Here is a 15873-nt window from a genome sequence, read left to right as displayed (position 1 = left end):
CCTCTCACCCCTCTCCCCCCCCCCCCCCGTTCTTCGCCCCGCCCCCCCCCCCCCCCCCTCCCCCCCCCCGCTCCCATGTCCGGGTCGGCTCCACCGCACCCTTGTTATGAGCGTACGCTCATGAGCACCTGTTCATGAACGTACGCTCATAACCGAGGAGAGGATCATGACGGACCTGTCGGTCCGCGGCCTGACCAAGCGCTTCGGCGCGGTCCATGCCGTTTCGGACCTGTCATTCGAGGCGCCCGCCGGTCGCATCACCGGGTTTCTCGGCCCCAACGGCGCGGGCAAGACGACCACCCTGCGGATGGCCCTGGGCCTGGTCACCCCCACCGCCGGCACCGCGTTGATCGGCGGACGCCGGTACGCCGACCTGCCCCGACCACGGCGGACGGTGGGCGCGGTGCTTGAGGCGACCGGCCTGCACCCGGGCCGTACCGGCCGGGACCACCTGCGGGTCCTCGCCGGACCAGCGGGGGTGGGACCGTCCCGGGTGGACGAGGTCATCGACCTCGTCCAGTTGACCGACGCCGCCGACCGGCGGACCCGCGGCTACTCCCTGGGCATGCGTCAGCGGCTCGGGCTGGCCGGTGCCCTGCTCGGCGATCCGGACGTGCTGGTCCTGGACGAACCCGCCAACGGCCTCGACCCGGCCGGGATGGCCTGGCTACGGGGCCTGCTGCGCGACCTCGCCGCGGGCGGGCGGACCATCGTGATCTCCAGCCATGTCCTCAGCGAGGTCGCCCAGACCGTCGACCAGGTCGTGATCGTCAACCGGGGACGACTGCGCTACGCCGGTCCACTCGACGGCCTCGGCGACTCACTGGAGGCCGCCTTCCTCGAACTCACCACCGCCGCCGGCTAGGAGATGAGCATGCGAACCGAGATCGACAAACTACGCAGCGTACGCGCTCCGCTGGTGCTGCTGGTCGCCGCCCAACTGGTCATCGTCGCGGGGGTGAGCGGGCTGTTCCTCAGCGATGACCCGGCCGTGGCCGACCCGGTGACCGCCCAACGAGCCGTCGCGCACGCCGGACTGGTGTCGCTGTTCTCCCTCGTCCTCGGCATCCTCGCCGTGGCCGGCGAGTACCGGCACCGGACCATCACCGACACCTACCTCGGCACGCCCCGCCGTGGCCGGGTGATCGCCGCCAAGCTCGCCGTCCACACCGGCGCCGGGGTGGTCTTCGGCCTGGTCAGCTCGATCGTGGCCATCGCGGCCACCGCCGTCTGGCTGGCCGCCAAGGGCGGTTCGCTGGACCTGGGCTCATCCGCGGTCTGGGGCACCGTCGCGGGCTGCGTGGCCTGGAACGCCTGCTTCGCGGCGGTCGGCGTCGGGGTCGGCGCGCTGGTCCGCAACGTCACGGCCGCCGTGGCGGGGGCACTGGCCTGGTTGGCCCTGGTCGAGGGCATCGTCGGGCAGTTGCTGGGTGATCTCGGCCGCTGGCTGCCGTTCCGCAGCGGGCAGGCGCTGGAGGGCGTGTCATTTCCGGGTGTCGACGTGCTGCCCCAGTGGGGTGGCGGGCTGGTTCTCGCCGGCTACGCCACCGTTCTCGTGCTGCTGGCCGGGTCGGTTACCGTTAGGCGCGATGTCACCTAGACGGACCAGAGTCACGCGGGGCCGGGTCGAGGACGACCCGGCCACCGCCCTGCGGGAACAGCTGGTCGATGCCGCCGAACGGCTCCTCACCGAACGGCAGGTCGGCTCGATCACCACCCGCGAGATCGCCCGTGCCGCCGGGGTGTCCGACGGCGTGCTGTACAACTACTTCGCCGACAAGTCGGAGCTGCTGGTGGCAGCCCTGGTCCGCCGCTACGCCCGGGAACTTGCCGGGTTCGAACGGGACCTGCCACAGCCCGGCACGGGCGACGTCCGGAACAATCTGATCACCTACGCGGGTGCCCTCCACAAGGTGGTCGCCGACACCCTGCCCGTGGTGACGGGTCTGGTCTCCGAGCCCGCGCTGCTGCACCGGTTCATGGTCGAGATCCATCGGGAGCCGATGGGACCCCAACGGCTACGCCAACCGCTGGCCGACTACCTCACCGGCGAGCGGCGACTCGGCCGGCTCGGCGACTTTCCGCTCGACGCCACGCTCACCATGATCATCGGTCCGGCGATGGTGCTCGGGTTCACCGAGATCGTCGGTGGCGTCCACCGCCCCGTACTGGCCGAGGGCATCCCCGACATCATCGACACGCTCCTCGCCGGCATCGCCCCGCGCTGAACCCCCGTCGGCGCGGCATCCCACCCCGCCGTCCTCCCCCGGCACGCGGACCGGAACGGTCGTCACCTTTCCGACAGGCACGACCGCTTCCGCGTGGGTCCATGGTGGACCTGGATCACTAGGATGGGGTGCCCTGCCGGTGCCACGGAGGTCGGATGGACGACGGGCGGTCGGGTCCCGACTTCTTCATCAGCTACGCGAGCGTGAACCGTGGCTGGGCCGAGTGGATCGCCGTCCAGCTTGAGCGGACCGGGTTCAGCACGGTGTATCAGGCGGCGGACTTCCGGCCGGGCTCCGACTTCGCGCACCAGATGCACGCGGCCGTCAGGTCGGCACGGCGGGTCATCGCGGTGCTGTCTCCGGCGTACCTGGAGTCGCCGTACTGCGAGGCAGAATGGCGGGCGGTGTTCGCCCGGGATCCGAGCGGGGAGCACGGGTTGCTGATCCCGGTCCGGGTGCAGCCGTGCGAGCCGACCGGGCTGTTGACCACCCGGGTCTACCTGGACCTCGTCGACGTGGCCGAGATGGGTGCCGGGAAGAAGTTGCTGGCCGCGGTGGATGTTGACCGGCTACGTCCGACCCGGGCGGCCTTCCCGGGCTCCCCCGGCCCGGCGGGTTCCCTCAGCCTAGCCGGCGACCTCAGCCCGGCCGACGACGGACCGGCGGCGGGCGGGCCCGCGCGGGTGCGGTTTCCCGGCGCCGGGCCGGCGGTGACGAACCTGCCGGCCCGCAATCAGGTCTTCACCGGCCGCGCCGAGGCGACTCGCGAGGTGTACCGCAGGCTGCGGGCGGACGCCTCGGCCGCCGTGGTCTCGGGCGCGGTGCACGGACTGGGCGGAGTCGGCAAGACCACGCTGGCGGTCGAGTACGCGTACCGGTTCGGCAGCGACTACGACCTGGCCTGGTGGATCGCCGCCGAGCAACCGGCCACCGTGCCGGCACAGTTGGCCCAGCTCGGGGGCAGACTCGGCCTACCCGCCGCGGCCGACGAACGGGAGGCGGTGGCGGCGGTCTTCGACCACCTGCGCGGCCGGGACCGCTGGCTGCTGGTCTACGACAACGCCGAGCGGCCGGAGTCGTTGGCCGGGCTGGTGCCGCCGGGAGGCCGCGGACACGTCCTGGTCACCTCCCGGTGGCCGGCCTGGGGCGCGCGGGCCGCACCGGTCGCCCTGGAGGTGTGGTCCCGGCAGGAGTCCGTGGCGTACCTGCGGAACCGGACCCGGCACACCGACGAGAAACTGCTGGGCGACCTGGCGGACCTGGTCGGCGACCTGCCGCTGGCGGTGGAGGAAGCCGCCGCCTACCTGGAGCAGACCGGCGAGGACCTGGCCGGGTACGTCGGGCTGGTCCGGGACCGCGCCCGGGAGCTGTTCGCGCTGGACGAAGCCGGTACCGGCAACGACCCGCCGGATCCGGACCGGCGGCGGGTGGCAACCGTCTGGACGCTGTCGCTGGAGCAGGTCCACGCCCAGCAGCCGCTGGCGGAACAACTGTTGAACCTGCTGGCATTCCTGGCCTCCGAGGTTCCCCGGGACCTGCTGCCGGAACGGGCGTCGCTGTTGCCCGAGCGGCTGGGCGCGGCGGTGGCGGACCGGCTGGCCTACAACCGGCTGCTGGCGGCGGTCGGCGGCTATTCGCTGGTCACCCTCGGCCCGACCGAGGTCGGCATGCACCGCCTGGTCCAGGCCGTGGTACAGGCCCGGTTGACCGACGGGGAACGGGGCGTCTGGGCCGCCGTGGCGGTCGACCTGATCCGGGTGGCCTTCCCCAACGACAGTTGGGAGGTGCCAACCTGGCCGGACTGCGAGCGGCTGCTGCCACATCTGCTGGCCGTGACCGATCACGCCGAGCGGCTGGGCGTCCGCGGCGAGCAGGCTGGCTGGCTGCTCGACCGCGCCTCGACCTACCTGCGCGAACGGGGCCAGTACCGCCAAGCCGAACCGTTGGCCCGGCGGGCCCTCGCCGTCACGGCGGCGACGCTCGGCCCGGACCACCCCGAGACGGGGCGTCGGCACGACGAAGTGGGTCGGGTCTTACAGAGCCTGGGCCAGCTCGACGAGGCCCGCGACCAGTACGAACAAGCCCTCACCATCAGCCTCGCCGCCCTCGGCCCCAACCACCCCGAGATCGGGATCCGGCGCGGCAACCTCGGCGGCGTGCTACGTGAGCTGGGCCGGCTCGACGAGGCCCGCGACCAGTACGAACAGGCCCTCACCATCAGCCTCGCCGCCCTCGGCCCCAACCACCCGGACATCGGCATCTGGCGCAACAACCTCGGCGGCGTGCTACGTGAGCTGGGACAGCTCGACGAGGCCCGCGACCAGTACGAACAGGCCCTCACCATCAGCCTCGCCGCCCTCGGCCCCAACCACCCCAACATCGGCATCCGGCGCGGCAACCTCGGCTACGTGCTACGCGCACTGGGACAGCTCGACGAGGCCCGCGACCAGTACGAACAAGCCCTCACCATCAGCCTCGCCGCCCTCGGCCCCGACCATCGGCGGACCCGAGCCATTCGAGCGGAGCTGGAATCGCTTGCCGGTGCGGGTCGCGAGCCCGACGATCCGACGAGAGGACCGGAATGAGTGACGCCGCGGACGTCGTGCTGGCCTACTGGACCGAGCACCGTCAACAGCTGCGCCAGTGTGAGGACCAGCGGGCCACCATGACCAACTTCATCCTGGTGATCACCGCCGGCCTCAGCGGGCTGATCATCCAGCAGAGGTTCGCCGACAGCACGATCCCGCTCGGCATTCTCATCGCGCTCATCGGCCTGTACGGCGCCCTCACCTCGGCGAAATACCACGAGCGTTCCCGCTATCACCTCAGCCAGGCCCGGGCCCTGACCACCACGCTCAAGGAGCTGAAGACGCTGGTCGAGGATCCGAACATCGTGCGGTTCCGGCAGCTGCACTACGACGCCCATCCCCGGCTGCACCGGATCCGCCTGCACTGGCTGTGGACCGGCCTGCACCTCGGCGTCGCAGGGTACGGGGTCGGGCTCACGGTGATTGCCATCGTCCACTGACGAGTCGCGTACCGGCGTCGGATGGCCTGGCCGGCGGCCCGTACCGGCAGGGTCGCTGGTTGGCCGACGGCCGTGCCGGTACGGCGGTCGGCTGGACGACATGGAACGGGCCGGGGGGGGGGGGGGGGGGGGGGAGAGGGCGGTTTGCTCTTCCCCCCCCCCCCCCGGCCCGTGATGTTCACGGTTGTTCGCCGTGTCGACTTCGTTCCGGCGGCCTGACTGTCAGACCTTGGTCCACTTCTGGTTGTTCTGGCCGTTGCAGGTCCACAGCTGGATCTTGGCTCCGTTGGCGGTGGACCCCCCGACGATGTCCAGGCAGAGCCCGGACTGGACCCCGGCGATCGAGCCGTCGGAGTTCATCCGCCACTGCTGGTTCGTCTGACCGTTGCAGTCCCAGAGGATCACCTGGGTACCGGTGCTGGTCTGGTTGTTGTAGGCGTCGGCGCACTTACCCAACACCTGCAACTGGCCGCCGCTGGTGAACGTCCACCGCTGGTTGGTCTGACCGTTGCAGTCCCAGATGTTCAGCTGCACCCCGTTGGTGGTGCTGCTGTTCGGGTCGTCCAGGCACCGGTTCGACGCGACGCCGCGCAGCCCGAACGTCGAGTCGCTGGGGCCGGGGCTGGGGGTGCTGGTGGTGCCCCCGGACACCCGGTACATGACCACCCCGTGCCCGGGAACGCTGGCGCTGATGCTGCCGCTCGTGGTGCTGGTCGCTCCGGACCACAGGTCCTTCAGCGAGTAGCTGTCGGCGCCGCTCTTGCCGATGGCGCCCACCGTGGTGCTGATGGTGGCCGTGGAGCTGCCCTCGTTGAACAGCACCACCGAGACGTCGCCGTTGGCCAGCGGCTTGGCCAGCACGTCCCGTCCGCTCGAGGAGCTGATCATCCGACCCTGCTTGCCCAGCGAGTCCTGGTCGACCGCGATCACGTCCCGGTTACCCAGGATGGACAGCGTGGTGGAACTCGCGTTGACCAGGTTGTTGCCGGCCAGCAGCGGCGCGGCCATCTCGGCCCACAGGCTGAAGTGGGCCCGGTCCTCGGTCGCGGACATGCCGTTGCCGACCTCGAGCATGTCCGGGTCGTTCCACGCGCCGGGCTTGGCGTACGCCGACAGTCCCACGTTCTGGTGGAAGATCGACAGCATGCTGTTGTAGTTGTTCTGGATGTCGCCGGTGGTCCGCCACAGGTTGCCGACGTCGCCGGCCCAGGTCCACGGGGCGTTGACGCCCCACTCGCAGATGCTGTAGACGATCGGCCGGTTGGTCGCGGCCAGCGCGTCGCGCATCGCCGAGTACCGCTGGATGTACTGCTGGGTGGTGCTGCTGCCGTTGTTGAAGCAGTTGTCGTACTTCAGGTAGTCGATGCCCCAGGAGGCGAACAGCCGGGCGTCCTGGGCCTCGTGGCCGAGGCTGCCCGGGTAGCCGGCGCAGGTGGACGTGCCGGCGTCCTCGTAGATCCCGATCTTGAGGCCCTTGGAGTGGACGTACGCGGCCGTGCCGGAGATCCCGTCCGGGAACTTGCCGTAGTCGGGCTGCAGGTTTCCGCTGCCGTCCCGGTTGTGCTGCATCCAGCAGTCGTCGATGTTGACGTACTGGTATCCGGCGGTGGCCAGGCCGGAGGACACGATCCGGTCGGCGGTCTGCTTGACCAGGTTCTCGGAAACATTGCAGCCGTACGCGTTCCAGTCGTTCCAACCCATCGGGGGCGTCAGTGCCAGCCCGTTCCCGAGCGCCTGCGCGGGTGGGGCCAGCGGCCCTGCGACCACCCAGAACGCGGCACCGATCAGCAGCAGCAGCGCCGCCATGAGCGGGCCGCGCCGTCGGCGGGCCCTCCTGTCTCCGAGACCCATCAGGTTCTCCCTCCGGGCCACATCGGGCCCTCCACCTCGACATGGCTGCCGGCCGTAGCCGGCGACCCGCACGAACCAGACCGGCAGCGTGCAGCGATCCGGTCGGGATCGCACTGCCCGGCGATGAACCGGTGACCGACCGGATGAAGATCATGGTCGGCACCCATCGGCATCGATGTTATCGATAACATCGGAACAGTCAACAGGTCTCACCACCACTGACCCGCCGGGTATCCCGGGGACGGCCGGCCCCGATCGGCCGGTGAACCAACGCGGATCGGCGCAACCGAACCGTCATCTATCGGCAAACAAGTCTTGACATCGGAATAGGTCGATTCTAATGTGGCGTCGAACCGATTCGCAGACTCCCCGGCCCACACCGCCAGACAGGCAGTCCTGGCAGGCAATTAGCGTGACACACATCAATCGAAACGATCCTATCGGTGTGCTGCGGGGCCGCGCCGGGCATCGGACTGGGCTGGACGGGCTCAGGTCGTGCGGCACACCGGACAGCGGAGGCAAAGGTGTCAGTCAGACTAAGGCGGACTTCCCGTCGGCATCGATGGTTGTTCGGATCGGTCCTCAGCGCGGTGGCCGTCGCGGTCGTCGCCGCCCTGCTGCCGGGGACGCCGGCGGTGGCGGCCGGTGGGGTGTCGGTGGACTTCTCCAGCACCCTGGGGGCGCCCACCTACCGCGGATCGGGCTGGATCTACGGAATGACCGAGAACGGTCAGAACCCGCCCGACAACTACTTCCGGGACGTCAAGTTCCAGGCGATGCGCGCCGGCGGCGCCCAACTACCCGGACAGGGCTGGGTCGGCGGCGGCTACGACCGCCGCTGGAACGCCACCCTGGCCCAGGCCCGCCGCACCGCCGCCCTCGGCGGCACCTTCGTACTGCTCAACCACGACATCTGGGGCGCCGACGGTGCCGGCATCAGCCGCTTCCCCGGTGACAACGGCAGCTGGACCGACTACGACAACTATCTGAACCGGCTGTTCAACGACGTCAAGACCGCCGGCATCACCGTCGAGTGGGACATCTGGAACGAACCCAACCTCAGCATCTTCTGGAACCGGTCCCAGTCCCAGTACTTCGAAATGTGGAAACACACCTACCAGCGCATCCGCTCCACCTTCCCGAACATGCTGATCGTCGGACCGAGCATGGCCGGCGTGCCGTCCACCGGCGGCTGGTGGACCCAGTACCTCGACTACGTCAAGGCCAACAACGTCGTACCGGACATCTTCAGCTGGCACTCCCTGCCCGGCGACCCGGTGTCCAACGTCAACACCGCCAACTCCACCCTCAGCTCCCGGGGCATCGCCCACCCGCGCCCCCACCAGATCAACGAGTACGGCGCCTCCAACGAGCAGAACCCCGGCAACGGCGCCTGGTACCTCGGCCGTCTCGAACGCGCCGGCGCCGACGGCCTGCGCGCCAACTGGGCCGGCGGACAGAACCTCCACAACGACATCGCCAGTCTGCTCACCCGCAACTCCAGCGGCCAGTACCAGACCAAGGGCGAATGGTGGGCCTACCAGTTCTACGGCTCCATGACCGGCAACCGCGTCACCACCACCCAGTCCGGCAACATGGAAGCCGTCGCCGCCAAGGACACCGGCACCGCCAAGGTCCTGCTCGGCAACCACGGCGACACCGGCACCGTCAACATCGCCCTCAACCGCCTCGACACCACGGGGCTGGTGCAGAACGGCCAGATCCGTGCCATGGTCCAGCGGGTCCCCTACAACAACGGCGGCGCCGTCTCCGGACCGACGACCGTTTCCGATCAGACGATCGCCGTCAACGGCAACACCGCCAACGTGAGCGTGAACTGGACCGACTCGCACGACGCCTACACCATCACCCTGCTGCCGCCGACGGGCGGTCCGACCGGCGGTCCGACGGGTGGGCCGACGGGTGGGCCGACCACGCCGCCGCCGTCGGGTGCGCAGCGGATCGTGGGTGGCCAGTCCGGCCGCTGCGTCGAGGTGCCGAACTCGTCCACCACCAACGGCACCCAGGTGCAGTTGTGGGACTGCAACGGCGCCGCCGGCCAGTCCTGGACCTACACCTCGGGTAAGCAGTTGCAGGTGTACGGCAACAAGTGCCTGGACGCGAACGGCGCCGGTACGAGCAACGGCACCACGGTGATCATCTGGGACTGCAACGGTCAGGCCAACCAGCAGTGGAACGTCAACTCCAACGGCACGATCACCGGTCAGCAGTCCGGCCTGTGCCTCGACGCCAACGGTGCCGGTACGGCCAACGGCACCAAGCTGATCCTGTGGTCCTGCAACGGCGGTAGCAACCAGCAGTGGAGCCTGCGCAGCTGACCCGACCGAGCAGGAAGGTCAGACAGCGCACCCCACACGGTCCGACCCGGCCACCCGCTGATCACACGCAGCGGGTGGCCGGTCGGCCAAGGGCAGCGGCTGGCGCCCGATGTGGACCCGCCGTCGGCGTCAGCCGGCGGCGGGTTCTGCCGTCAGCGCCCGCCGGGCGTAGGCCCGGACGTCGGCGTCCGGGTCGCCGTCGACCGCCACCCGCAGCGCCGCCGTCACGTCCGCGCGGTCGGTCCACGCCGCCAACGAACGCACCGCGGCCCGGCGGACGTCGAGGTTGCCGTCCCGGACCACGTCCAGCAGTGGGCGGACCGCGACGGCCGGGCCGGCCCCGGCCAGCGCGGTGGCGGCGGCCTCCCGCACCTGCCACGCGGGGTCGCGCAGTCCCTCGACGGCAACGGCGGCGAGGGGCTCCGGGCAGCCGATGGCGGCGGCGGCCACGAGCGCGGCGGCGCGTACCAGCGGATCGGGGTCGGTGGCCAGCCGCAGCAGCGCCGGTGCGCCCGCTGGTTCCGCGAGGCTGCCGAGCCCGTGGGCCACCGCGACGCGCACCTCCCGGGCCGGGTCGGTGCCGGCCGCCGCGAGCGCGCCGGTTGCGCCGAGCCGGACCAGGCCTCGGACGGCCGCGATGCGGACGGCCGGCTCGGCATCGGCGAGACCGCCGGTGAAGTCGTCCAGCACGCCCGTCCCGGTGACCCGGAGCAGTTCCAGCACGAGGCCGCGGACGGCCGGGTCGTCGTTGCCGGCCCGCTTCCGCAGCGGACCACCGAGATCCCGGGGCAGCACGTCGGCCAGTTCGCGCAGCGCCCCCACCGCCGCCCCCCGCACGCCCGGGTCGGCGTCGTCCAGCCGTTCGACCAGGGCCTCGGCGGCACCGTCCGGCGCGGACTCGGTCAGGGTGAGCACGGCGGTACGGCGCACATCGGGGTCGACGTCGACGAGGTACGGCGCCAGTCGGGTGAGGCTGGGCTGCTCCTCGGCGAGTCGCAGCAGCTCCAGCAGGCGGTCGTCCGCCCGGGCGACCCGACCGGCGCCCAGGGTCTGCGGGGCGGAACGGACACCGGCGAACCGGTGCGCCGGCTCGGCCACCACCAGCTCGTCCGGCCCGGCTGGCGGTGGACGGAACTCGGCGACCGGCACCAGGTACGGCGCGACCGGACGCTTGAGGAATTCCATCCTCCCGTCGGGCCGGCGCCGGAGGTTGAGGTGGCAGAACCAGTCGGCGTCGTTGCGTGCGGGCAGATCGGCCCGGTCGTGGTAGAGCCCCCACCGGCTCTCGGCGCGGACGAGTGAGGCGCGGGCGGCCATCTCGGCGCAGTCCCGGATGAAGCTCACCTCGGCGCACCGCATCAGCTCGTGCGGGGTACGCGCGCCCATCGCGGCGATCTCCCCGCGCATCCGGTCGAAGGACTCGATCGCGAGTTCCAGCTTGGCCGCGGTCTTCGCCGGTGCCACGTAGTCGTTGACGAACCGCCGCAACTTGTACTCGACCTGCGGCTGTGCCGGGCCGTCGGGGTTGGCCAGCGGGCGGTAGATCAGTTCGTGCGCGGCGGCGAGCTGGTCGGCCGGCAGGTCCGGCGGGGGTACCAGGGTGCGGGCGGCGTGGCCGCCGGCCAGATCGCCGAAGACGAAGGCGCCGATCATGTAGTTGTGCGGGACGCACGCCAGGTCACCGGCGGCGTACAGCCCCGGTACGGTGGTCGCGCCGTTCTCGTCGACCCAGACCCCGGACGCGGAGTGCCCGCCGCACAACCCGATCTCCGAGATGTGCATCTCGACGTCGTGCGTGCGGTAGTCGTGACCACGGCCCGCGTGGAACGTGCCCCGGGTGGGCCGCTCGGTGGTGTGCAGGATCGTCTCCAGCGCGGCGACCCGCTCCTCGGGCAGATGGGTCAACTTCAGATAGATGGGTCCGCGCGCGGAGGCGATCTCCCGGGACACCTCCGCCATCATCTGCCCGGACCAGTAGTCGCAGTCGACGAACCGCTCCCCCCGGTTGTTCACCTGGTACCCGCCGAACGGGTTGGCCACGTAGGCGCAGGCCGGGCCGTTGTAGTCCTTGATCAGGGGGTTGATCTGGAAGCACTCGATGCCGGACAGTTCCGCTCCGGCGTGGTACGCCATGGCGTACCCGTCACCCGCGTTCGTCGGGTTCTCGTAGGTCCCGTAGAGGTACCCGCTGGCGGGCAGCCCGAGTCGGCCACACGCGCCGGTCGCCAGCACGACGGCCCCGGCCGCGACGGTGACGAACTGACCGGTCCGGGTGTGCAGGCCGGCCACCCCGACCGCGCGCCCGTCCCGGGTCAGCACCCGCACCGGCATCACCCGGTTCTCGATCCGGACCCGCTCGCGCATGCGACGCTCGCGCAGCACCCGGTAGAGCACCTTCTTGATGTCCCGCCCCTCCGGCATCGGCAGGACGTAGCTGCCGGACCGGTGTACGCGGCGCACCGCGTACTCGCCGTACTCGTCCTTCTCGAACTTGACGCCGTACCGCTCCAGCCGGCGGACCATCTCGTGGCCCCGGGTGGCGGTCCGCATGATGGTCCGCTGGTTGACGATGCCGTCGTTCGCCCTGGTGATCTCGGCGACGTACTCCTCCGGGGTCGCCTTGCCGGGGATGACGGCGTTGTTGACGCCGTCCATTCCCATGGCGAGCGCGCCGGAGTGCCGCACGTGGGCCTTCTCCAGCAGGAGCACCCGGGCCCCGGCCTCGGCGGCCGTGATGGCGGCCATGGTGCCGGCCGTTCCCCCGCCGACGACGAGGACGTCGCAGGTCAGTTCCAGGCGGTCGGTGAGTGGCGGTGTCTGCACGGTCGGGGACTTCCTTCCGGACGGATCAGCGGGTGGTGCCGAGGGCGGCCAGGATGCGGTCGCGGGCGTCGGCGACCTCCGCCGCGCCCCGGGCCGCCACACCCCGGGGGTACGGGACGTCGACCAGGTCACGGACGCCCTCGGCACCGAGGACGGCGACCCGGTCGCCGAGCAGGAGTGCCTCGTCGACGTCGTGGGTGACGAACACGACCGTCGCGGGCGCGGCCGTCAGCACCTCGATCAGCAGCCGCTGCATGGCGGCCCGGGTCTGCGCGTCGAGCGCCCCGAACGGCTCGTCCATGAACACCGCGCGCGGGGCGCCGGCCAGGGTGCGGGCGAGCTGAACCCGCTGGCGCATCCCACCGGAGAGCTGCCCGGGCAGCCGCCGTTCCTGCCCGGCGAGGCCGACCCGGGACAGCCACTCGGTGGCCCGGTCGCGGCGCTCGGCGCGGGCGACGCCCCGGATCGCGAGCGGAAGTTCCACGTTGCGCCGGGCGGTACGCCATGGCAGCAGCGCGTCGTCCTGGAAGATCAGGGCCCGGTCCGGTGCCGGCCCGCGCACCGGAACGTCATCGGCCAGGATCGTCCCGGCGCGCGGCGGCAGCAGTCCGGCGAGGGCCCGCAGCAGCGTCGACTTGCCGCAACCCGAGGCCCCCGCCAGCACGAACAGTTCGCCCGGCCGCACGTCGAGGTCCAGGCCGCGGACCACCGGTGCCCCGTCGTAGCCGAGGTCCAGCCCGTCCGTCCGCAGCGAGATCACCGGGACCGCCCCCAACCGGACCGGTCCCGGGCCGGGAGCCAGCGGGTGGCCCGGCGACCGGCGAACTCGACCGCGCTGGAGGTGGCCCAGCCGAGCAGTCCGATCGTGGCCATCCCGACGAGCACCCCCGGATAGTCGACGATGGTGTACGCCTGCCAGGTCCGGTAACCGATCCCGTAGTCGCCCGAGATCATCTCGGCGGAGATCACGCAGATCCAGGCGACGCCCATCCCGACCGAGAGCCCACCGAACACGCCGGGTCGGATCCCGGGCAGCACCACACTGGTCAGTACGCGGATCCGTCCACCGCCCATGGTCCGTACGGCGTCCTCCCAGACGGTGGGCAGGGCGCGCACCGCGTGTCGGGTACTGACCAGGATCGGGAAGAACGCCGCGGTGAACGTGATGAACACGATGCCCTGCTCGTTCGTCGGGAACACCAGGATGGCCACCGGCACCAGGGCGATCGCGGGAATCGGACGGATCAGCTCGAACAGGGGTTGCAGCAGGTCCGCCAGCGGGCGGGAGCGGGCCACCGCGATCCCGGCGCCGACCCCGACCACCGCGGCGAGCGAGAAGCCGCTGAGGATGCGTACCAGGCTCTGGGCGATGTCGAGGTAGTACTCCGCGCTGGCCAGGTGGTGGCCGAAGGACCGGGCCAACTCGGAGAGGGTGGGCAGCCGGTCGAAGCGTACGCCGAGGTTGACGTCCGCGACGGTGACCAGCTGCCACAGTGCGAGTGCCGTCGCCACCGAGGCGGTACGCACGACCCAGCGCAGCCATCCGGGGTAGCGGACGGCCGGCGCGGTGGCCGGGCGCGGTGACGTCGGAGTCTGTTCGGTGGCGTCGGTCAGCACGACGGTGGTCATCGGGCCTCCTCTCTGGCCTTCCGGTTGGGCCTGGCCGTCCACTGCCCGTTCATGCCGCCCCGGCCAGGGCCGCGGAGTAGGACACCAGCGCCGCACCGGGGTGGTGGGCCAGGTAGGTCGCCGCCGTCTCGGCCGTGGTGAAGGGCTTGAATCGGTCCTGCTCCGGCGCGGCGGGGTCGCGGACCCAGACGGACTTGTCGGCGAACCAGCGGGTGCCGGTGACGGTGTCGGGCACGTACCCGGCCCGGGGTGTGGCACCCGCCCGGAGCGCGCGCAGCAGGCAGGTCGGGGTGGCCGCGGCCCGGGTGGTGTCCGTGCCCGCCGGCCACAGTTCGCTGGCCCGCGCCGGATCGTCCACCGCCCGGTGGCAGACCTCGTCGGTGCCGCTGATCGCCGCCGGGTTGGTCAGCGCGGCGACATCCCGGTCGTAGTCGGGGCCGTACGCCGTCCGCACCGCACCGTCGTCGACGAAGGCGGGCAGGTCGACCTGTTGGAGGACGCCGATGGACTTCAGGAACGGGATGTCCCGGGCCAGCGCGTCCCGCAGCGGCGCCTTGACGGTCACGTCGAAGGTCGCCACCCCGTTCGGCCCGTTGTAGAGGTAGACCACCTCGGGCGGCAGCCCGGTGGCGTCGGCGACGATCTTCGCGGCGGCCAGCGGGGACCGGTGCAGGAACCCGGTGGCGTCGAGCTGCGCCCGCAGGAACGCCCCCAGCACGTCGCCGTGCTCGGTGGCGAACCGCTCCCGGACGACCACGCCGTGCAGGGTGGGTACGCCCAGCGCGCCGCCGTCGTAGAGCATCCTGGCCTGGCCCTGGTGGACGAGCAGCCCCGGCCAGGCCACGAACTGCGCCAGCGCGGCGACGGCGCCGGACCGCAGCGCCGACGCACCCACCTGCGGCTGCTGGTTCTCGGTCCGGAAGTCCTTCGCCGGGTCCAGGCCCGCCCTCGTCGCCGCCTGCACGAGCAGGCCGTGACCGGCCGAGCCGATGCTGGCGGAGACGGTCCGGCCCCGCAGGTCGGCGAGCGTCCGCACGGGCGAGTGGGGCGACACCACGATGCTGTTGAGGCCGCCCCGGATGTTGTAGCCGGTGATCGACACCAGCCGGGTCCGGGTCTCGGCGGCCTGCTGCCCCCGGGCCGCGTTGATCAGCAACGGGTAGTCACCCATCGAGCCGATATCGATCTTGCCGGCCATCATCTGCGCGGTGATCGGCGCGCCCGTGTCGTAGTCCTGCCAGGTCACCGCGTACTTCCTGCCGGTGGAGCGGCCGAGTTCGGCCAGCCGCCGCTCGAAGTACCCCTGGGCCCGCAGCAGCGTGCCCGCGGTGACGGTGTTGATGGTCTTCGACTGGTAGCCGACCACCACCCGTTCGGCGTCCCCGGCGGCGGCCCGGCCCGCGACGGTGCAGCCGCTGCCGAGCAGCAGGACGGCGGCCAGTACGGCACCGGCCCGGCGGCCGGCGGCCGGTACGGCACCGGCCGGACCCGTGGCGGCCGGACTGGTACGGCGGATTGTCATCTGCGTGAACGTCCTCACCTGATCAGGTACGGCATGTTGACGGTCACCGCGCCGGTGGGGCACCGGGCGGCGCACGGCCCGCAGTACCAGCACTCGTCCACATGCATGTACGCCTTGTTGGTGGCCGGGTCGATGGCCAGGGAGTCGAGCGGGCAGACGTCCACGCACAGGGTGCAGCCGTCGATGCACAGGCTCTCGTCGATCGTCACCGGTACGTCGACCCGCTGGTTGACCAGCGCCATAACGTCTCCTCGGTCGTGTTGTCGCGGCTGGCACCGCGCGTCGATGGGTGGCGCGACCGGACTCGACCCGGCGCCGCCGGGCTGGACCGGCCCGGTTCGCCGCGCGTCGATGGGCGGCGGTGGCCGAGCAGGCTCGGCCCGGGTGAGGCTCAACCCGAGCGGGGTCAACCCGGGCGGGGTCGGACCGGGTGGAGCTGGGCCCGGGTGGGCC

The 15873-nt window shown here is 71.4% G+C and carries 11 protein-coding genes and 1 pseudogene; 6 read left to right on the top strand and 6 right to left on the bottom strand.

The window, feature by feature from the left end; translation table 11 throughout:
- Window positions 1-166: 166 nt before the first annotated feature.
- The 5 genes and pseudogenes from ACXN5W_RS21390 to ACXN5W_RS21370 all read left to right on the top strand — a co-directional run.
- Window positions 167-808, top strand: a pseudogene (locus ACXN5W_RS21390) (ABC transporter ATP-binding protein); the annotation flags it as partial.
- A 66-nt stretch (window positions 809-874) separates the two neighbouring features.
- Window positions 875-1600 carry an ABC transporter permease gene (locus tag ACXN5W_RS21385; RefSeq protein ID WP_473160118.1) on the top strand — a complete coding sequence of 242 codons (726 nt, stop codon included), beginning with the start codon at window positions 875-877 and terminating at the stop codon, window positions 1598-1600.
- Entirely contained in the window at window positions 1590-2228 is a 639-nt protein-coding gene (locus ACXN5W_RS21380) for a TetR/AcrR family transcriptional regulator (protein WP_473160117.1), read from the top strand. The genes ACXN5W_RS21385 and ACXN5W_RS21380 overlap by 11 nt, the downstream gene beginning before the upstream one ends.
- A gap of 155 nt (window positions 2229-2383) precedes the next feature.
- The gene (gene fxsT, locus ACXN5W_RS21375) at window positions 2384-4813 is read left to right on the top strand and encodes an FxSxx-COOH system tetratricopeptide repeat protein (RefSeq protein WP_473160116.1); all 2430 of its coding nucleotides are present in this window, start codon (window positions 2384-2386) and stop codon (window positions 4811-4813) included.
- Window positions 4810-5256 (top strand): hypothetical protein, encoded by a 447-nt coding sequence (locus tag ACXN5W_RS21370; RefSeq protein WP_473160115.1) that lies wholly within the window; start codon window positions 4810-4812, stop codon window positions 5254-5256. Before fxsT ends, ACXN5W_RS21370 begins: the two co-directional genes overlap by 4 nt.
- 222 nt (window positions 5257-5478) lie before the next feature.
- Here ACXN5W_RS21370 and ACXN5W_RS21365 read toward each other — a convergent pair whose 3' ends face one another.
- The gene (locus ACXN5W_RS21365) at window positions 5479-7107 is read right to left on the bottom strand and encodes a glycoside hydrolase family 27 protein (protein WP_473160114.1); all 1629 of its coding nucleotides are present in this window, start codon (window positions 7105-7107) and stop codon (window positions 5479-5481) included.
- A 566-nt stretch (window positions 7108-7673) separates the two neighbouring features.
- Here ACXN5W_RS21365 and ACXN5W_RS21360 point away from each other — a divergent pair.
- Entirely contained in the window at window positions 7674-9446 is a 1773-nt protein-coding gene (locus ACXN5W_RS21360) for a ricin-type beta-trefoil lectin domain protein (RefSeq protein WP_473160113.1), read from the top strand.
- Window positions 9447-9575: 129 nt separating this feature from the next.
- Here ACXN5W_RS21360 and ACXN5W_RS21355 read toward each other — a convergent pair whose 3' ends face one another.
- The 5 genes from ACXN5W_RS21355 to ACXN5W_RS21335 are packed head-to-tail and all read right to left on the bottom strand — an operon-like array spanning window position 9576 to window position 15662.
- Window positions 9576-12269 carry a fumarate reductase/succinate dehydrogenase flavoprotein subunit gene (locus tag ACXN5W_RS21355; protein ID WP_473160112.1) on the bottom strand — a complete coding sequence of 898 codons (2694 nt, stop codon included), beginning with the start codon at window positions 12267-12269 and terminating at the stop codon, window positions 9576-9578.
- A gap of 25 nt (window positions 12270-12294) precedes the next feature.
- Entirely contained in the window at window positions 12295-13029 is a 735-nt protein-coding gene (locus ACXN5W_RS21350; RefSeq protein ID WP_473160111.1) for an ABC transporter ATP-binding protein, read from the bottom strand.
- The gene (locus ACXN5W_RS21345) at window positions 13026-13898 is read right to left on the bottom strand and encodes an ABC transporter permease (RefSeq protein ID WP_473160110.1); all 873 of its coding nucleotides are present in this window, start codon (window positions 13896-13898) and stop codon (window positions 13026-13028) included. The genes ACXN5W_RS21350 and ACXN5W_RS21345 overlap by 4 nt, the downstream gene beginning before the upstream one ends.
- A 49-nt stretch (window positions 13899-13947) precedes the next feature.
- Window positions 13948-15420: an ABC transporter substrate-binding protein gene (locus ACXN5W_RS21340; RefSeq protein WP_473160109.1), complete on the bottom strand. Its 1473-nt coding sequence runs from the start codon at window positions 15418-15420 to the stop codon at window positions 13948-13950.
- A gap of 14 nt (window positions 15421-15434) precedes the next feature.
- Window positions 15435-15662: a 4Fe-4S dicluster domain-containing protein gene (locus ACXN5W_RS21335; protein WP_473160108.1), complete on the bottom strand. Its 228-nt coding sequence runs from the start codon at window positions 15660-15662 to the stop codon at window positions 15435-15437.
- Between the last annotated feature and the right edge of the window lie 211 nt (window positions 15663-15873).

Source organism: Plantactinospora sp. A48, assembly GCF_055793945.1.
The sequence above is the reverse complement of the archived record's forward strand: the minus strand, read 5'-3'. Positions and strand labels throughout refer to the sequence as shown.